General features: G+C 64.4%; 16 protein-coding genes. 8 read left to right on the plus strand and 8 right to left on the minus strand.

The features are described from left to right. Positions 1 to 49: 49 nt before the first annotated feature. From ACSQ76_RS11560 to ACSQ76_RS11575, 4 genes are all read right to left on the minus strand, one after another. Positions 50 to 367: a hypothetical protein gene (locus ACSQ76_RS11560; protein ID WP_437156686.1), complete on the minus strand. Its 318-nt coding sequence runs from the start codon at positions 365 to 367 to the stop codon at positions 50 to 52. Next, on the minus strand, positions 364 to 1,884 hold the full coding sequence (gene sufB, locus ACSQ76_RS11565) for a Fe-S cluster assembly protein SufB (protein ID WP_306129455.1): 1,521 nt from the start codon (positions 1,882 to 1,884) through the stop codon (positions 364 to 366). The genes ACSQ76_RS11560 and sufB overlap by 4 nt, the downstream gene beginning before the upstream one ends. After that, a complete protein-coding gene (locus tag ACSQ76_RS11570) occupies positions 1,868 to 2,929 on the minus strand; it encodes a cysteine desulfurase family protein (protein WP_437156687.1) in 1,062 nt (353 codons plus the stop codon). Before ACSQ76_RS11570 ends, sufB begins: the two co-directional genes overlap by 17 nt. A 127-nt stretch (positions 2,930 to 3,056) precedes the next feature. Beyond that, positions 3,057 to 3,518, minus strand: a complete 462-nt coding sequence (locus tag ACSQ76_RS11575) for an Rrf2 family transcriptional regulator (RefSeq protein WP_306129859.1) — start codon at positions 3,516 to 3,518, stop codon at positions 3,057 to 3,059. Positions 3,519 to 3,699: 181 nt separating this feature from the next. On the opposite strand from ACSQ76_RS11575, the gene ACSQ76_RS11580 reads away from it, so the two are divergent. From ACSQ76_RS11580 to ACSQ76_RS11595, 4 genes are all read left to right on the plus strand, one after another. Continuing rightward, positions 3,700 to 4,353, plus strand: coding sequence for an alpha/beta hydrolase (locus ACSQ76_RS11580; RefSeq protein WP_306129860.1), 654 nt, complete (start codon positions 3,700 to 3,702; stop codon positions 4,351 to 4,353). Between the two features lie 6 nt (positions 4,354 to 4,359). After that, positions 4,360 to 4,623 carry a hypothetical protein gene (locus ACSQ76_RS11585; protein WP_437156688.1) on the plus strand — a complete coding sequence of 88 codons (264 nt, stop codon included), beginning with the start codon at positions 4,360 to 4,362 and terminating at the stop codon, positions 4,621 to 4,623. Positions 4,624 to 4,740: 117 nt separating this feature from the next. After that, positions 4,741 to 5,715, plus strand: a complete 975-nt coding sequence (locus ACSQ76_RS11590; RefSeq protein WP_437156689.1) for a quinone oxidoreductase family protein — start codon at positions 4,741 to 4,743, stop codon at positions 5,713 to 5,715. A gap of 214 nt (positions 5,716 to 5,929) precedes the next feature. Next, complete coding sequence (locus tag ACSQ76_RS11595; RefSeq protein WP_437156690.1) at positions 5,930 to 7,105, plus strand: DUF2254 domain-containing protein; 1,176 nt, start codon at positions 5,930 to 5,932, stop codon at positions 7,103 to 7,105. A gap of 11 nt (positions 7,106 to 7,116) precedes the next feature. Here the strand turns inward: ACSQ76_RS11595 and mfd are convergent, their stop codons facing one another. Together mfd and ACSQ76_RS11605 are read right to left on the minus strand one after the other, a co-directional pair. Next, the gene (gene mfd, locus ACSQ76_RS11600) at positions 7,117 to 10,563 is read right to left on the minus strand and encodes a transcription-repair coupling factor (protein ID WP_437156691.1); all 3,447 of its coding nucleotides are present in this window, start codon (positions 10,561 to 10,563) and stop codon (positions 7,117 to 7,119) included. A gap of 10 nt (positions 10,564 to 10,573) precedes the next feature. Continuing rightward, positions 10,574 to 11,101 (minus strand): component of SufBCD complex, encoded by a 528-nt coding sequence (locus ACSQ76_RS11605; protein WP_437158193.1) that lies wholly within the window; start codon positions 11,099 to 11,101, stop codon positions 10,574 to 10,576. A 140-nt stretch (positions 11,102 to 11,241) separates the two neighbouring features. Here ACSQ76_RS11605 and hemB point away from each other — a divergent pair, with 140 nt between their 5' ends. The 3 genes from hemB (at position 11,242) to ACSQ76_RS11620 (ending at position 13,485) form a co-directional block, all read left to right on the plus strand. Continuing rightward, positions 11,242 to 12,240: a porphobilinogen synthase gene (hemB, locus tag ACSQ76_RS11610; RefSeq protein ID WP_437156692.1), complete on the plus strand. Its 999-nt coding sequence runs from the start codon at positions 11,242 to 11,244 to the stop codon at positions 12,238 to 12,240. 136 nt (positions 12,241 to 12,376) lie between these two features. Beyond that, entirely contained in the window at positions 12,377 to 12,937 is a 561-nt protein-coding gene (locus ACSQ76_RS11615) for a YSC84-related protein (RefSeq protein ID WP_306129866.1), read from the plus strand. Positions 12,938 to 13,029: 92 nt separating this feature from the next. Beyond that, positions 13,030 to 13,485 carry a hypothetical protein gene (locus ACSQ76_RS11620; RefSeq protein WP_437156693.1) on the plus strand — a complete coding sequence of 152 codons (456 nt, stop codon included), beginning with the start codon at positions 13,030 to 13,032 and terminating at the stop codon, positions 13,483 to 13,485. A gap of 36 nt (positions 13,486 to 13,521) precedes the next feature. On the opposite strand, the gene ACSQ76_RS11625 is transcribed toward ACSQ76_RS11620, so the two are convergent. Next, complete coding sequence (locus ACSQ76_RS11625; RefSeq protein ID WP_437156694.1) at positions 13,522 to 13,983, minus strand: BrnA antitoxin family protein; 462 nt, start codon at positions 13,981 to 13,983, stop codon at positions 13,522 to 13,524. Positions 13,984 to 14,147: 164 nt separating this feature from the next. Next, positions 14,148 to 14,429 carry an usg protein gene (locus tag ACSQ76_RS11630; RefSeq protein WP_306129869.1) on the minus strand — a complete coding sequence of 94 codons (282 nt, stop codon included), beginning with the start codon at positions 14,427 to 14,429 and terminating at the stop codon, positions 14,148 to 14,150. 232 nt (positions 14,430 to 14,661) lie between these two features. Here ACSQ76_RS11630 and gyrA point away from each other — a divergent pair, with 232 nt between their 5' ends. After that, on the plus strand, positions 14,662 to 17,391 hold the full coding sequence (gene gyrA / locus ACSQ76_RS11635; protein ID WP_437158194.1) for a DNA gyrase subunit A: 2,730 nt from the start codon (positions 14,662 to 14,664) through the stop codon (positions 17,389 to 17,391). Positions 17,392 to 17,551: the final 160 nt, after the last annotated feature.

The raw sequence follows: 17,551 nt of genomic DNA on the forward strand, positions 1-17,551 counted from the left end.
CGCCACAAGCTGCAGCCCTTCGATGTTTTGCGTGGTCGTGTCGATCATTCTATCGTTCCGCCTTGCCGTCCGAGGCCGCGCGCGCCTCCTGCAAAAGTCCTGCCACGCGCACGCTCAGCCACCCCCAGATCATGAACAGGACCAGCCCCATGCCAAGTTCGGCCAGTTCTGCCTGACCGGGCCGGATCCAGCCGCTTTCGACCGCCTGCAGCGCGATCTCGTCATGGCTCATCGCCAGAACGAAGACCAGGAAATGGCCAAGCAGCAGCATGGTAAAGGTCCGGGTGCCGGACCGCAGGCGCCCCGAATGGCCAAGCCTCGGCAGCCGGCTCCGGGGCGCCTCGGGTGTCCGGCACCCTTCGGTCATCCCACGCTGCCTTCCAGCGAAATCGCCACCAACTGCTGCGCTTCCATGGCGAACTCCATCGGCAGGGCCTGAAGCACGTCCTTGCAGAACCCGTTCACCACCAGCGCCACGGCCTCTTCCTCGTCCATGCCGCGCTGGCGGCAATAGAACAGCTGGTCGTCATCGACCTTCGACGTGGTCGCCTCGTGCTCCACCCGGGACGAGTTGTTCTTGACCTCGATGTAAGGCACCGTATGCGCCCCGCATTCCGAACCGATCAGCAGACTGTCGCACTGGGTGTAGTTGCGGCTGTCCTTGGCCTTGGGATGCATCGAGACAAGCCCGCGATAGGTGTTCTGCGCGTGCCCCGCGCTGATGCCTTTCGACACGATCCGGGACTTGGTGTTCTTGCCAAGATGGATCATCTTCGTGCCGGTATCGGCCTGCTGCCAGTTGTTGGTGATGGCGATGGAATAGAACTCGCCCTGGCTTTCATTGCCGCGCAGGATGCAGCTGGGGTATTTCCAGGTCACGGCCGAGCCGGTTTCCACCTGCGTCCACATCACCTTGGCCCGGTCGCCCCGGCAATCGGCGCGCTTGGTGACGAAGTTGTAAATGCCGCCCTTGCCCTCTTCGTCGCCCGGGAACCAGTTCTGCACCGTGGAATACTTCACCTCGGCATCTTCCTCGACGATGATTTCCACCACGGCGGCGTGCAGCTGCGAAGTGTCGCGCTGCGGCGCGGTGCAGCCTTCGAGATAACTGACATAAGAGCCCTTGTCGGCGATGATCAGCGTCCGCTCGAACTGGCCGGTATTCTCGGCGTTGATGCGGAAATAGGTGCTCAGCTCCATCGGGCAGCGCACGCCCGGCGGCACGTAGACGAACGAGCCGTCCGAAAAGACGGCCGAGTTGAGCGTCGCGTAGAAGTTGTCGTTCACCGGCACGACCGAGCCGAGGTATTTCTTCACCAGCTCGGGATGCTCGCGGATCGCCTCGGAGATCGAGCAGAAGATCACGCCCGCCTTCTTCAGCTCCGCCTGAAAGGTCGTCCCGACGCTAACGCTATCGAACACCGCGTCCACGGCCACCTTGCGGCCCTCGGCAGGCGCCTCCTCGGCGCCCTCGACGCCGGCCAGAATCATCTGCTCCTTCAGCGGAATGCCCAGTTTCTCGTAGGTTTCCAGCAGCTTGGGATCGACCTCGTCCAACGACTTGGGTTTGACCTCCATGCTTTTGGGCCGGGCATAGTAATACTGGTTCTGAAAGTCGATCTCGGGGTAGTCGACCATCGCCCAGTCCGGCTCTTCCTTCTGCAGCCAGCGCGCGTAGGCCTGCAGACGCCACTCGGTCATCCACTCGGGCTCGCCATTCTTCTCCGAGATCAGCTTGACGATCTCCGGCGTCAGCCCCTTGGGCGCGTACTCCATCTCGATATCGGTATTCCAGCCGTACTTGTACGTGCTGATGTCGCGCACCGCGTCGACCGTTTCCTTGTCGACGCCTTCCTTGACTTGGGTTTCATCCAGTGCCGCCATGGGCCACCTCCTCGGTTTTTCTCTTCAACGCCGCGCGGGCGCGGAACTTGTCATGCTGTTTCGCCCAGGCTCGCGCAAAGGCCAGCACCTCGTCTTCCGTGTTCGCGGGGCCCAGCGAGACCCGGACGGCGCTCTGCGCCTCCACCTCGTCGAACCCCATCGCCGCCAGCACGCGGCTTGCCTTGACCTTGCCGCTGGAACAGGCCGAACCGGCCGATATCGCGAACCCCGCGAGATCCATCGCCATAACCTGCGTTTCACCCTTCCAGCCGGGCGTGATGAAGCAGGATGTGTTCGGCAGCCTTTCTTCGGATTTCCCGACAAAAATAGTCACTGGCGAGGATTCCTCAATAGCGTTTTCTAGAATCCTTCTAAGTTTTTTCACCTCGTCCCAGGTTCCGGCCTCCAGATCCCGCTGCGCGGCCTCCGCCGCGGCGCCGAATCCGGCGATGCCGATGATGTTCTCGGTGCCCGACCGGCGCCCCATCTCCTGACCGCCGCCAGGGCTGAGCGCCGGAATATCCACCCCCTGCCGAACGATCAGCGCGCCCACGCCCTTCGGCCCGCCCAGCTTGTGTGCCGACATCACGCCCAGATCCGCACCCGACCAGGCGAACGAAAACGGCAGGCGGCCCACCGCCTGCGTGATATCCAGAAGCAGCAGGTTCTCGCCGGTCTCGGGCTGCGTCACCACCCCGGTCTCGGAATTGGCCAGCCCCATGGCGCGCACCATTGGCCCACTCTCGCCCGGCGCGTGATGCGCCCAGAGCGCGTCATGCGCGGTCGGCTGCACCTCCACGGTATCAAAACCCGCCAGAACCCGCGCCGCCTCGGTCGCGCCGGAGGTGAACACCACCTCCTGCGGCTTGCACCCCACGGCGGCCGCCACCTGAGCCCGCGCCCGCTCCACCAGCGCCTTGGCGCTGCGCCCCTCGCCATGCACCGACGACGGATTGCCCACGACATCCATCGCCGCAACCATCGCCTCCCGCGCCTCGGCCCGAAGGGGCGCCGTCGCGTTGTAATCGAGGTAGACCCGGTTCAAACCGTCCCCCTCTTCTTCTGGCCATAAATATCCCGGGGGTCGTCGAAACACCGTTTCGACGTTGGGGGCAGCGCCCCCGCCCACCGCGGCGCCGCAGGCGGCGCAAGACCTGTCGCCGCAGGCGCCCTCATTCCTCGTCCACCACGGCAAAAAGCGACGGCACGGCAGGGCATGGCGCCAGCGAGTTGCCCACCACGTCGCTCAGCCGGGTCTGGTGCAGGAACACGTAGACCTGCGCGCTCAGCCCTTCCCACAACCGGTTGGTCATGCTCTGCGCCCGCGACCCGCTGGTGGCTCCCGACGCGCCCGCCCCCTTGTGCATCGCATCGATCGTCTCGTCCACCGCGGCCAGGATATCCACCGCCCGGATCTCGGACGCCGGCCGCGCCAGCTTGTAGCCGCCGCCCGGGCCGCGCACCGACGTCACCAGTTCGGCCCGTCGCAGCTTGACGAACAGTTGTTCCAGGTAGGGCAGCGAGATGCTCTGCCGGTTCGAGATGTCGCTGAGCGTGACCAGCCCGTCCTTTTGCTGAAGCGCGATATCGACGAGCGCCACCATCGCATAACGTCCCTTGGTGCTGAGTTTCATCGCTCTCCCCCGGAATAGCGGTCGATTCAGGGGCTTGGCTGGCGGGGAAATGATTGACCTTGCCCGATCAACCCCTATCTCGCGTGAAGCCGCAGAATCCATTCGGTCGTTTAGAATAGTTCTAAGGTGCTTGATCAATTCCGTCAAGAATTGAGCCGCACCGAAATGCAAGGGGACACGCATGCCCGAGGTCATCTTTCCCGGCCCCGAGGGCCGCCTGGAAGGCCGCTACCACCCGCAACGAGAGCGCGACGCGCCGATTGCCATCATCCTGCACCCGCATCCGCAGTTCGGGGGCACGATGAACAACAAGGTGGTCTACAACCTGCACTACGCGTTCCACAAGATGGGCTTCACCGTCCTGCGCTTCAATTTCCGCGGCGTGGGCCGCAGCCAGGGCGAGTATGACCAGGGCGTGGGCGAGCTTTCCGATGCCGCCTCGGCGCTGGATTACCTGCAGTCGATGAACGCCAACTCGAAACATTGCTGGGTCGCGGGCTTTTCCTTCGGCGCGTGGATCGGGATGCAGCTCCTTATGCGCCGTCCCGAGATCACCGGCTTCGTCTCGGTCTCGCCGCCGGCCAACATGTACGACTTCTCGTTCCTGGCGCCCTGCCCGTCCTCGGGCCTGATCATCAACGGCAGCGCCGACCGCGTGGCGCCACCCGCCGATACCGACGCGCTGGTATCCAAGTTGCATGAACAGCAGGGCATCACCATCACCCACGAACAGATCGAAGGCTCGGGCCACTTCTTCGAGGAGCCGCACATGGAGACGATGATCGGCACGGTGTCCGATTACGTCAAACGCCGCCTGACCGAGACCACGAGGTAACGGCCCATGGGCGTGACCGAGGATCTGGCCGACGAACTGGCGCTCAAGGTCATCAAATACGTGGACGCCTCGGGCGACGATTCCGTCGTCTCCGAGATCGTCGGCATCCTCGGCGCCACGTCCCAGTCCGCCGAGGAAGCCTTCCTGACCTCGATGCGGGTGCGCCGCGCCAACATGGCGGCGCGCGCGCATCTGCTGAACAGGGTCAAGAAGTTTCAGGAAAAGCAATCGGCCGGCGACGGCGCGGCCAAGGACGCGCCGGAAACCTGACCGCGATTGCAATGCGCACGGGCGTTCCGGGCCGACCGGCCCAGTTGCCCGTCAAGACACGTGCGGCGCAGGCCGGAAAGGCCACGTCGGAAGACACAAAGCAGGGAGAGACCAGACATGGCACGCACCATCATCATCGAAGAGTTCGGCGGGCCGGACAACCTCAAGCTCGTCGACCGTGACGTGGGAGAGCCGGGCCCCGGCGAGGTGCGCATCGCCCATGTGGCCTGCGGGCTGAACTTCATCGACGTCTACCAGCGCACCGGCCTTTACCCGCTGGAGTTGCCCCATGCCCTGGGGATGGAGGCCGCGGGCATCGTCGAGGCCGTGGGCGAAGGTGTCACGCATCTGCAGGTGGGCCAGCACGCCGCCTACGCCGCCACCCCGCCCGGCGCCTATTGCGAGGCCCGCGTCATGCCCGCAGCACAGGTCTGCCCCCTGCCCGACGACATCCCGTTCGAGGATGCCGCCTCGATCATGCTTCAGGGCATGACGGTGGAATATCTCTTTCACCGGGTCTGGCCGCTGCAAAAGGGCGACACGGTGCTGTTTCACGCCGCCGCCGGTGGCGTGGGCCTTCTGGCCTGCCAGTGGGCACGGTCCGAGGGGATCACACTGATCGGCACCGCCGGGACGGACGAGAAATGCAAGATGGCGGTCGAGAACGGCGCCACCGCCTGCATCAACTACCGGACCGAGGATTTCGTCACCGAGGTCAGGAAACTGACAGACGACAAGGGCGTCGACGCGGTGATGGACGGCGTCGGCAAGGACACGTTCGACCGCTCGCTCGACTGCCTGAAGCCCCTGGGCATGATGATGTCCTTCGGCAACGCCTCCGGCCCGGTCGAGCCGGTCAGCCTGCTGACCCTGGCGCAGAAAGGCTCGCTGAAGCTCACACGCACGACGCTGTTCACGTTCCTGGCCGATCACGAACGCTGCCAGGAGATGGCCAGGCACCTCTTCTCCAAGGTCCAGTCAGGCGACGTGAAGGTCAATATCGGCCAGACCTGGAAGCTCGAGGATATCGCCGAGGCGCACCGCGCGCTCGAGGCCCGCGAAACCACCGGGTCGACCATCCTGACGCTTTGATCACCTGCCCGGGAACTTTTTCCGGCGCGGCGCAGTTGACGGTCTGCACGCCACAGCGGGCACGACAATCGTGCCCGCCCGGCAAACCGGAGTAGAAGACCCATGAACAACATCATCTATATCGTCGGCCTTATCGTCATCGTCGTTGCCATCCTGTCCTTCATCGGCCTCGCCTGACGCAGGTCCCGGGGTCTGCACTCTGGGAAAGAACTGAATGAACAAACGGGCGCTCTTGCTCAAACTGGCGCAGGACATACGCGCCAGCTACTGGTTCATTCCGGCAAACTTGGTGTTGTTCGCGATCCTTCTGGCCTATGCGTCGGAATGGCTCGATCGCAACGCCGAGATTCTGCCCTATCAGCTTCCCGAAAGCCTGATCGACACGCAGGTCGACGGCGCGCGCAGCACGCTGTCGACCATCGCCACCTCGGTGATCGGGGTCACCGGGGTCATGTTTTCCATGACCATGGTCGCGGTGTCCTTTGCCGCCGGGAATTACGGCCCGCGCCTCATCGGGAACTTCATGCGCAACCGGGGCAACCAGATCAGCCTCGGCATCCTGATCGCCACCTTCGTCTATGCCCTCTTGATCCTGCGCTCCGTGCAGGACCCCTCTGAAAGCGGCGGGATCGAGGCCTTCGTGCCGCAATACTCGATGCTGCTGGCGATGCTCGGCTGTCTGATCGCGGTCTTCACCATGATCTATTTCGTGCATCACGTCCCCGAAACGATCAACGTGAGCAACATCACCGCCGAGCTGGGCCTGCGACTGGAGACCGAGATCAAGGCCGTCATCGACGTCGAGGACGCGCGAGGCCCGCGCGGCGCGGTCCCCTGCCCCGACCGCGACCCGGACCACCTCATCACCCTGAACGCCGCCGGCTATATCCGCACGCTGAACTACCAGCAGGTCGAAAAGCTGACCGACCGAGACGACCGGACCCTGCGGATCGACCAGCAGCCGGGCGATTTCGTCAGCACATTCACCCCGGTCATGTCGGTCTGGTCACGCGCGGCGCTGTCGGATGAGGACATCGCGGAATTGCGCGACTGCTACGCGCTCGGCACCAGCAAGACCGAGCATCAGAACGTGCTGTTTCTGGTCGACGAACTGGTCGAGGTTCTGGCGCGGGCCCTCTCCCCCGGCGTCAACGATCCCTTCACCGCGATCAATTGCCTCAACTGGATGAAGAATGCCCTCGACGCCGCGCAACACCACGGCGAGGGGCTGGGCAAGACCGGTGCAGGCAAGCACGCCCTCGGGCCGCGCATCACGTATGACATGCTCTTCCGGCGCAGTTTTCTGGCCTCGAAACCCTACACCGACACCGACGAGCTGACCAAGGCGCACTACCACAAGCTGGTCGCCGAACTGGAGCGGTCCGAGTAAGCGCCGCGCGCTCAGCCCGTCTTGCCTTCCTTCACCTTCTCCGCCAGATCGCGGGCAATGGCAAAGGCCCCCTTGATCTTGTCGGCGTCGGACTTCCAGCTGCGCCTGACCACGATCTTGTTGTCCTTGACCTTGGCCAGCCCCTTCTGATCCTTGATGAATTCCACCAGCCCCTGCGGGTTGGAGAACTTGTCGTTGTGGAACTGGATCGTCGCGCCGCGCGGCCCGCCATCCAGCTTCGCGATCCCGGCGCGCTTACACATCGCCTTGATCCGCACCACCAGCATCAGCGTGTTCACCTCGCGGGGCAGTTTGCCGAACCGGTCGATCAACTCGGCGGCAAAGCCTTCCAGTTCAACTTTGGTCGTCAAGCCACTGAGACGACGGTACAATCCCAAGCGCACGTCCAGGTCCGGCACATACTCCTCGGGGATCAGCACCGGCACCCCCAGATTGATCTGCGGCGCCCATTGCTCGTCCGCCTCTGACAGCCCCTCCAACTGGCCCGACTTGATCTTGGCAATCGCCTCTTCCAGCATCGACTGGTACAACTCGTACCCCACGTCGCGCATCTGGCCCGACTGTTCCTCGCCCAAGAGGTTCCCCGCCCCGCGAATGTCCAGATCCTGAGACGCCAGCGTGAACCCCGCGCCCAGTTGATCCAGACTGCCCAGCACCCGCAACCGCTTTTCGGCCGCAGGCGTCAGGCGCATCCGGGGCTTGGTCGTCAGATAGGCATAGGCCCGCGTCTTCGCGCGCCCCACGCGCCCCCGGATCTGGTAAAGCTGCGAGAGCCCGAACATGTCGGCGCGGTGCACCACCATCGTGTTGGCCGTCGGAATATCCAGCCCCGACTCGACAATCGTCGTGGCGAGCAGCACGTCGTACTTGCCGTCGTAGAACGCGTTCATGCGCTCATCCAGTTCCTTCGCCGCCATCTGCCCATGCGCCACCACGAAACTGACCTCGGGCACCTGTTCGCGCAGGAACGCCTCGATCTCGGCAATGTCGCTGATCCGCGGCACCACGTAGAAGCTCTGTCCGCCCCGGTAATGCTCGCGCAGCAGTGCCTCGCGGATCGTCACCGTGTCGAACTCGCTCACGTAAGTGCGGATCGACAGCCGGTCGATGGGCGGCGTGCCGATTATGCTGAGATCCCGGACACCTGAGAGCGAAAGTTGAAGTGTCCGGGGGATCGGCGTCGCTGTCAGGGTCAGCACATGCACTTCCGAGCGCAGGGATTTCAGCCGTTCCTTGTGCGTCACGCCGAACCGCTGTTCCTCGTCGATCACCAGCAGGCCAAGGTTCTTGAACCGGATGTTCTTGGCCAGCAGGGCATGCGTGCCCACCACGATATCCACCGTGCCGTCCGCCAGCCCCGCGCGGGTCCTGGTGGCCTGGCTCGCGGGCACGAAGCGCGACAAGGGCGCCACCGTCACGGGGAAACCCCGGAACCGCTCGGCAAAGCTCTGGTAGTGCTGCCGCGCCAGCAGGGTCGTCGGCGCGATCACCGCCACCTGCATGCCGGACATGGCCGCGATGAACGCGGCCCGCATCGCCACTTCGGTCTTGCCAAAGCCCACGTCGCCGCAGATCAGCCGGTCCATCGGCGTGCCGCTGTCAAGGTCCGCCACCACGTCCTCGATCGCGCGCAGCTGGTCGTCCGTCTCCTGATACGGGAACCGGGCCGAAAACGCCTCCCACGCGTGGTGCTCGGGCTCCAGCACCGGCGCCTTGCGCAGCGCGCGTTCGGCGGCAATCCGGATCAGGCGGTCGGCCATCTCGCGGATGCGTTCCTTCAGCTTGGCCTTCTTGGCCTGCCACGCGCCGCCGCCCAGCCGGTCCAGCAGGCCCTCTTCATGGCCATAGCGGCTCAGCAGTTCGATGTTCTCGACCGGCAGGTAAAGTTTTGATTGTTCGGCATATTCCAGCAGCAGGCATTCATGGGCCGCGCCCGCCGCCGTGACCACTTCCAGCCCCTTGTAGCGCCCGATCCCGTGATCGACATGCACCACCAGGTCGCCGGGCGACAGGCTCTGCGCCTCGGTCAGGAAATTCTCGGCCCGCCGGCGTTTCTTGGGGGACCGGATCAGCCGGTCGCCTAGGATATCCTGCTCGGCGATCACCGTCAGGCCGGGCGCGGTAAACCCGTGCTCCAGCCCCCAGACCGCCAGATGCAGCCCGCGCTTGCCAATGGCCCCGGCGTTTTTCACCGTCACCGCGCCCAGCAGGCCCTCGTCTTCCAGCAGACCTTCCAGCCGCTCCCGCGCACCCTCGGAATAGGACGCGACCAGCACCGGCCCCTCGGCCATGCGCGCGTCAACATGGTCCTTCAGGACGCTGAAAAGGTTGATCTTTTCCTGTTGACGCTCGGGTGCGAAATTGCGTCCGATCCGCCCGCCCGCGTCGATCACCCCCGGCCCCGGCGCCTGTGGCAGCGGCGACAGGGCCAGCACGCGACGGTCCCCCAACGCGGCCCCCCAGGCATCGTTATCCAGATACAGAAGATCGGGCGCGATGGGCTTGTAGACGCTGTCCTCGCGGCCCTTTTGGGTCATGGCGTGCTTGCGGGCCTCGTACTGGTCGGCGATGGACACCCACCGCGCCTCGCGCGCCGCCTCGACCTGGTCATCCAGACTGACGGGTGCGCCGGGGATATAGTCGAACAGCGTCTCCAGCCTCTCGTGAAAGAGCGGCAGCCAATGCTCCATCCCGGCCTGCTTGCGCCCCGCGCTCACGGCCTCGTAAAGCGGGTCGTCACTGCCCGCCGCGCCGAACTCGATGCGGTAATTCTGCCGGAACCGCGTAATCGCGGCATCGTCCAGGATCACCTCGCTGACTGGCGCCAGCTCGATCCGGTCCAGCTTTTCGGTGGTGCGCTGCGTCGCCGGATCGAACCGCCGCACGCCGTCCAGCACATCGCCAAAGAGGTCCAGCCGCACCGGGCCGCTCTCGCCCGGCGGATAGATGTCGATGATCCCCCCGCGCACCGCATAATCGCCCGGCTCCATCACCGTGGGCGCCTGGGTAAAGCCCATCCGCACGAGGAAGGATTTCAACGCTTCCTCGTCGATCTGGTAATCCACCTGCGCCGAGAACGCCGCCTCGCGCAGCACGTCGCGCGCGGGCACGCGCTGCGTCGCCGCATTCAGCGTGGTCAGCAGGATGAACCGCGACGGCCCGCCATGCACCAGCCCGGCCAGCGTCGCCATCCGCGTGGCGGAAATGTCGGCATTGGGCGACACCCGGTCATAGGGCAGGCAATCCCAGCCGGGAAAGCGGATCACCGGCATCTCGGGCGCGAAAAAGCGCAGCGCCTCCTCCATCGCCGCCATCCGCTTGTCGTCCCGCGCGACATGGATCACCGGACCGTCCGCGCGCGCGGCCTCGTCCAGGATCAGCCGCGCGTCAAAGCCCTCGGGCGCGCCACCAACCGCGATGCGTGTGCCACCTGCCATGCGCAGCCCCTCAGATGCCCAGCACGCTGGTCGACATGTTGACCAGCATGCCCCACATCGCGGTCACCAGGATCGACAGCACGCCGACCATCTGCGTCACGATCCGGTGATGATGCATCCGCTTGTAAAGCGCCTCGCCCGTCAGCCCGTCGCGGATGATGCGATGCGCCGTAAAGGTCGCCAGAAGCGCCACCAGCGTCATCGGAAAGCCCAGCAGGAACAGCGCCTGGCTGAACTCGTTGCCATAGACGAACCCCAGAAGACACAGCGTGGTCAGCACGAAGCACCCGAACCCGGCCAGCAAAAGCCCGGTTTCCTGCGCGATGTACAGGATGCGGTTGCAGTTGATCCGCACCATGTCGTGCAGGTCCTCCACACCTTGCTCATCTCCCCTCCTGGCCCGCTGCACCATGTCCCACGGCACGCCCAGCACCCAGTGGCTGGTCGACGACCACAGCACGGCCAGCACGATCCAGAACCACAGGTTGCTGAAGCTGCGCATGTCGATCAGCTCGAAAATCGTCTCGATCAGGTCCAATGCCCGTGCCTCGTACTGCCCCTGCGCTTGCCCGCGCTCCACCCGGGCACCTCATAGCGCCGCTCTGCGCCAATTCCTACCCTTGAGATGGCACAATTTCCATGCCACTCAGAGGGCGGTCAAGAAATAGGATGGCAAGAATGCGTCCCACCCACGGTCCCTTCCCCGTCACGCGCCTGCGCCGCACCCGCGCCACCCCGGCGATCCGGTCGCTCGTGGCGCAGAACACGCTGACCCCGGCCGATCTCATCTGGCCGGTCTTCGTGCGCGACGGGACAGGCCAGGAAGAGCCCGTGCCCTCCATGCCCGGCGTCATGCGCCGCAGCGTCGACCGCGTGGTCGAGGCCGCCCGCGAGGCGCACGCCCTTGGCATCCCCGCGATCTGCCTCTTCCCCTTCACGTCGGCCGAGAACCGCACCTCGGATTGCGCCGAGGCGTGGAACCCCGAAAACCTTTCCAACCGCGCCACCCGCGCGATCAAGGACGCGGTGCCCGACATCGCGATCATGACCGACGTGGCGCTCGACCCCTATTCCGACACCGGCCATGACGGCTTTGTTGTCGACGGCGAGATCCTCAACGACGAAACCATCGAGGCACTGGTGAAACAGGCCCTCAGCCAGGCCGAGGCGGGCGTCGACATCATCGGCCCCTCGGACATGATGGACGGCCGCATCGGCGCGCTGCGCGCCGCGCTCGAGGCCGAAGGCCACAAGAACACCCTCCTGCTCAGCTATGCCGCCAAGTACGCCAGCGCCTTCTACGGCCCCTTCCGCGACGCGGTCGGCGCCTCCGGCGCGCTCAAGGGCGACAAGAAGACCTACCAGATGGACCCGGCCAATTCCGACGAGGCGCTGCGCTGCGTCGCCCGCGACCTGACCGAGGGCGCCGACATGGTCATGGTCAAGCCCGGCATGCCCTATCTGGATATCTGCCGCCGGGTGAAGGACGCATTCGGCGCGCCCACCTACGCCTACCAGGTGTCGGGCGAGTACGCGATGATCCAGGCCGCCGCGCAGAACGGGTGGATCGACCACGACCGCGCGATGGTCGAAAGCCTGATGGCGTTCAAACGGGCCGGTTGCGACGGCATCCTGACCTATTTCGCCCCCGCCGTGGCGCGGATGTTGCAGGGCTGAGACCCGCGCAACTTCCCGCTTATCCGTCCGGACACCACAAACTGTGGTGACACCGCTTGCCTTCCCCCTATAGTGTGGCCATAGACCGGCAAAATCAAAAGACCGGCAACGGATCAGGCAACGAACAGGCAGTATCATGAAAAACCTTTCCCGGCGAAGCTTCACGCTCGGCGCCCTGGCCGCATCCCCCTTTCTGGCTGCATGTGCCAACGGGGTGGGCAGCGTAGGCTCGCAAAAGATCGACGCCCGCGTCAACGCGACGCTCAATTACCTTTTCACCACCTACCCCCAGACCCGCGACATCGCGGCCAAGTCGGTGGGTCAGCTTGTCATGCCGCTGATCACCGAGGGCGGCTTCATCGTCGGCGGCGGCTACGGCCGCGGCGCCCTGCGCGTGGGTGGTGCCACGGTCGACTACTATTCCGCCACCAAGGGCAGCGTCGGGCTCCAGATCGGGGCGCAGCAATTCGCCCACGTGCTGTTCTTCATGACCCAGGACTCGCTGGCCGGGTTCCGCCGCGCGTCGGGCTGGGTCGCGGGCGCGGATATCGAATACGTGTTCTCGGACAAGGGCGAGAACCTGCGCGCCGACACGACCACGGCCAGCACCCCGGTGCTTGCGGTGATCTTCGGCCAGGCCGGCGCGCTGGTGGGCGCGTCGCTGGAAGGCACCAAGTATACGCGCATCATTCCCTGAGGGACCCGCGGGGTTTGAACCCCTCGGGCACGTCAACCGACATACAAGGGCGCGTGACCCCCTCACGCGCCCTTTTGCAATGAGGTCCCCCGATGTCCCGTACCGCCGCAGTTGCCGCCCTTTTCACCCTCTGCTCTGCCGCCCATGCCACCGCCTGCGTCCTGCCCATGCCGGTCTGCGAGGTCTCGAACGGGCAGCGTGCCACCCTCGAACACGCCAACGGCAGCACCGTCCTGTTCTCGCAGATCGATCCCGACGCTCAAGGCTATGAACCCACCTACGTGCTGGTCGATTGCAGCAAGCGACAGGCCGTGGCCCTGGGGCATCTTCCGGACGGTGCCGGCGACACGGCCTTCCAGAAACATTTCGAAGGCCGGATGGTGATGGACCGCGAACTCTCGACCGGCGCGCGCCCCCGGCTGGGCCACGTGCATCGCCAGCTCCAGCGCATGGGCTTGCGCAGCAAACGCTTCACCCTGCTGAAATCCCATTGCGGCTGCGCCCTGCCCGACATGCCCCCGCCGCCCTCCAGCTGCCCGCCCTACTGAGCCGGTCGCAGGCGGTCCCGGCGCTGGCGCGGCGTGTCAGTCCGCGCCGTCGCCGAAATCGAACCTGATCCCGGCCCGGGGATTGTCGTCGTCTTCCTCGTCGCGGTTCTCCGCCCCCTCGCCCATGCGTCGGGCGCGCTGTTCCTGCAGGATCTCCATCTGCCGGTCCAGGTACTCGGCAAATTGCGGCCCGGCGCCGTTCTCGTCCCAATGCGCATAGACCCGCCCCTCGATCAGGGCCAGCCAGTAAAGCCGCAGCACCCGGTTCATGCGTGCGCCATAGCCGGGGCCAAGCCGGCGGAACCATTTCACCATGTCGCTGTCCAGCCGGATGGTGACCCGCGTCTTGGGGCGCGGGATCGGCTCGCGGCTTTCCAGCCCCTGCCACTCCTCGGGCAGGGATCGGTCCAGCCAATGCTCGGTCAGCGATTCCTGCATTTGCCGCAGTTCGTCCATCAACGCGGCACGGGATTTCTGCTCGGGCGGCCTGCGGCGCATCGGGGCGTCCTTTCGATCGGATGACGGTCGGAATGCGCTCATCCTGCCGCCCGAAAGTTAACGCGGTTTGCCGGCACCGCGCGGTGCACGGGGGTGCACGCGGGGTGCACGCGTGTCACCCCCGGGATTTCGGCCGGTTGCACCGATCGGTTAACCGACCGTGCTCAGTTCAGATAGAATTCGCCTGTGACCTGCCGCCACTCGCCGGGACTGATCATTTTCCGGTGGATGAACTGCACCGAATGCAGCGGCCCTTCGATCTCGTCCTGCCAGAACTCGATGAACTTGAAAAGCTTGGGATGATCAGGCGCGATATCGTAGTCCTGCCAGACGAAGGTATTGATAACATGCGCATAATCCGGCATGTGATAGTAGAATTCCGCGGTCGTCAGGCCATAGCCTTTCAGCATCAGCTCGGTTTCAGATAGCTCCGTCGTGTTTTCCATGTCGGCACCACTCTTTTTTGTTATGATTCAGAGTGTGGCACGAAATTATTAGTTTTCAATAAAAACAGTATGTTATCACCCTGCCCGGCTGGCTGCCAAAGGTGTGGGGCGCGAGGCATTGCACCCCATATCCTGCCTCTGGTATAGTTTCCGCAACAAGATATAGAACAATTGCGACAGGACGGGACAGCACGTGAACGACACGCCGGAAACCCCTGAAAACGAAGACGAAATGCCGCCCGAGCGCCCTGCCTATGACGGTCCGTCGGTCTCGATCATCGACGAGATGAAGACGTCCTATCTGGACTACGCCATGTCGGTGATCGTCAGCCGCGCCATTCCCGACCTGCGCGACGGCCTGAAACCCGTGCACCGGCGCATCCTTTACGCCATGCACGAATCCGGCAACTCGCATGACAAGGCCTACCGCAAATCCGCCCGCCCGGTGGGCGATGTCATGGGTAAATACCACCCCCACGGCGACAGCGCGATCTACGACGCGCTTGTGCGCATGGCGCAGGATTTTTCCATGTCTTTACCGCTACTTGACGGTCAAGGCAACTTCGGTTCGATGGACGGCGACAACCCCGCCGCCATGCGCTACACCGAGGTCCGCATGGACAAGCCGGCGGGCGCGCTGCTGGCGGATATCGAAAAGGAAACCGTCGATTTCCAGGACAACTACGACGGCAAGGACAGCGAGCCCACGGTCCTTCCCGCGCGGTTTCCCAACATGCTGGTCAACGGCGCAGGCGGCATCGCCGTCGGCATGGCCACCAACATCCCGCCGCACAACCTGGGCGAGGTCATAGACGCCACGCTGGCCCTGATCGAAAACCCCGATTTGAGTTCCGAACAACTGATCGAGTACATACCCGGACCGGATTTTCCCACGGGCGGCATCATGCTGGGCCGCTCGGGCGCGCGCAAGGCCTATATCGAGGGCCGCGGCAGCGTGATCGTGCGGGCCAAGACCCGGATCGAGGAGGTCAGGAAAGACCGCTATGCCATTATTATCGAAGAGATTCCCTATCAGGTGAACAAGTCGGCGATGATCGAAAAGATCGCCGAGACCGTGCGCGAGAAACGCATCGAGGGCATCACCCACGTGCAGGACGAATCCGACCGGCACGGCGTGCGCGTGGTGGTCGAGCTGAAGCGCGACGCGACCGCCGAGGTGGTCCTGAACCAGCTGTTCCGCTTTACCCCGATGCAGACCCATTTCGGCTGCAACATGCTGGCGCTGAATGGCGGACGGCCCGAGCAGTTGACCCTCTACGGCTTCCTCAGCGCCTTCATCTCGTTCCGCGAGGACGTGGTGGCGCGGCGCACCGCCTATGACCTGCGCAAGGCCCGCGAACGCAGCCATGTCCTGTGCGGACTCGCCGTCGCGGTCAGCAACGTCGATGAGGTCGTGGCGACCATCCGCGCCTCCGCCGACGCCGCCGAGGCGCGCGAAAAGCTGATGACCCGGCGCTGGCCCGCGGGCGATATCCTTGAATACATCGCGCTGATCGACGACCCGACGCACAAGGCCAACGACGACGGCACCTACAACCTTTCCGAAACCCAGGCCCGCGCGATCCTGGAGCTGCGCCTGCAACGCCTGACGCAACTGGGCGTGAAAGAGGTCACGGACGAGCTGCAGGAGCTGGCCGGCAAGATCAAGGAATATCTCGCCATCCTCGCCAGTCGCGAGCGCATCATGCAGATCATCTCTGACGAATTGCAGGAGGTTAAGGACCAATTTGCCGTCCCCCGCCGAACAGAGATCGTCGACTGGTCCGGGGACATGGAAGACGAGGATCTGATCGAGCGCGAAGACATGGTCGTGACGGTCACATCCGGCGGCTATATCAAGCGCACAGCACTTGCCGATTTCCGTGCGCAAAAGCGCGGCGGCAAGGGTCTGTCGGGCATGCAGACCAAGGAAGAGGATGTGGTGACCACGCTGTTCGTGGCCAACACGCATACCCAGCTTTTGTTCTTCACTACCGACGGGATGGTCTACAAGCTCAAGACCTGGCGCCTGCCTTTGGGCGGACGCACATCGAAGGGCAAGGCGATCGTCAATATCCTTCCCATTCCCACGGGTGTCAGCATCGCGGCAATCATGCCGGTCGATGTGCCGGAGGAGGAGTGGGACAACCTTCAGATTTTCTTTGCCACCTCGGCCGGGGACGTGCGGCGCAACGCGTTGAGCGACTTCACCAACGTCAAATCGAACGGCAAGATCGCGATGAAGCTGCCGGACGAAGACACGCGGCTGGTCAACGTGCGCATCTGTTCCGAGGACGACGACGTGATGCTCGTTACCGACTCGGGCCGGGCGATCCGGTTCCGGACCACCGATGTACGCGTCTTCAAGGGGCGCGATTCCACCGGCGTGCGGGGGATCAGGCTTCAGAACGGCGACCAGCTTGTCTCGATGTCGATCATCCGCCATTTCGAGGCCAGCCCGGACGAGCGGGCCGCGTATCTCAAGATGCGTCGACAGATGGCGGGTGCGGATGACGAGGGTGCGGGCGAGGACGAGGGCAATGCCGACGCCCCCCTGCCCCCCGAACGGTTCGAGGAAATGCAAGCCGCGGAAAACCTGATCCTGACGATCACCGAACAGGGCGCCGGCAAGCTGAGTTCAAGCCATGATTACCCGGTGCGCGGTCGCGGCGGGATGGGCGTGCAGGCGATGGACAAGGCCATGCGCGGCGGTGCGCTGGTGGCGTCCTTTCCTGTCGAGTTGGAAGACCAGATCATGCTGGCCACATCGCGCGGGCAGTCGATCCGGGTGCCGGTCGACGGTATCTCTTTCCGGTCGCGCAGCGCGGGCGGGGTGAAGGTGTTCAACACCGGTAAGGGCGAAAAGGTCGTGAGCGTGGCGTGGATCGCCGAGACCGGAGACGAGGAGTTGCTGGACGCCGAGACGGTGGAGGACAAGGCGGAGGATCAGGAGGCGACCTGATCTTTCCGATATGCCGTCAAGAAAGTTCTCGGATTTCTGCGCCTCGACATGATCGGAGAACGACGTCGAAAACATCTTCGGGGGCGTTACCCTTGCCCGACCGTACGCGGGCGAGAACCATTTGGTAAGATTTTGGTGTCACGGTACGCGCAGGCCTCAA

Source organism: Roseovarius sp. B08, from assembly GCF_051417955.1.
In the GTDB taxonomy this organism is placed as follows: domain Bacteria; phylum Pseudomonadota; class Alphaproteobacteria; order Rhodobacterales; family Rhodobacteraceae; genus Roseovarius.

Coding starts and splice junctions, on each gene's coding strand:
- gyrA (WP_437158194.1), top strand. CDS start 14,662: ATGCCGCCCGAGCGCCCTGCCTATGACGGTCCGTCGGTCTCGATCATC.
- sufB (WP_306129455.1), bottom strand. CDS start 1,884: ATGGCGGCACTGGATGAAACCCAAGTCAAGGAAGGCGTCGACAAGGAA.
- ACSQ76_RS11580 (WP_306129860.1), top strand. CDS start 3,700: ATGCCCGAGGTCATCTTTCCCGGCCCCGAGGGCCGCCTGGAAGGCCGC.
- ACSQ76_RS11595 (WP_437156690.1), top strand. CDS start 5,930: ATGAACAAACGGGCGCTCTTGCTCAAACTGGCGCAGGACATACGCGCC.
- ACSQ76_RS11620 (WP_437156693.1), top strand. CDS start 13,030: ATGTCCCGTACCGCCGCAGTTGCCGCCCTTTTCACCCTCTGCTCTGCC.
- ACSQ76_RS11615 (WP_306129866.1), top strand. CDS start 12,377: ATGAAAAACCTTTCCCGGCGAAGCTTCACGCTCGGCGCCCTGGCCGCA.
- ACSQ76_RS11575 (WP_306129859.1), bottom strand. CDS start 3,518: ATGAAACTCAGCACCAAGGGACGTTATGCGATGGTGGCGCTCGTCGAT.
- hemB (WP_437156692.1), top strand. CDS start 11,242: ATGCGTCCCACCCACGGTCCCTTCCCCGTCACGCGCCTGCGCCGCACC.
- ACSQ76_RS11590 (WP_437156689.1), top strand. CDS start 4,741: ATGGCACGCACCATCATCATCGAAGAGTTCGGCGGGCCGGACAACCTC.
- ACSQ76_RS11560 (WP_437156686.1), bottom strand. CDS start 367: ATGACCGAAGGGTGCCGGACACCCGAGGCGCCCCGGAGCCGGCTGCCG.
- ACSQ76_RS11625 (WP_437156694.1), bottom strand. CDS start 13,983: ATGCGCCGCAGGCCGCCCGAGCAGAAATCCCGTGCCGCGTTGATGGAC.
- ACSQ76_RS11630 (WP_306129869.1), bottom strand. CDS start 14,429: ATGGAAAACACGACGGAGCTATCTGAAACCGAGCTGATGCTGAAAGGC.
- ACSQ76_RS11585 (WP_437156688.1), top strand. CDS start 4,360: ATGGGCGTGACCGAGGATCTGGCCGACGAACTGGCGCTCAAGGTCATC.
- mfd (WP_437156691.1), bottom strand. CDS start 10,563: ATGGCAGGTGGCACACGCATCGCGGTTGGTGGCGCGCCCGAGGGCTTT.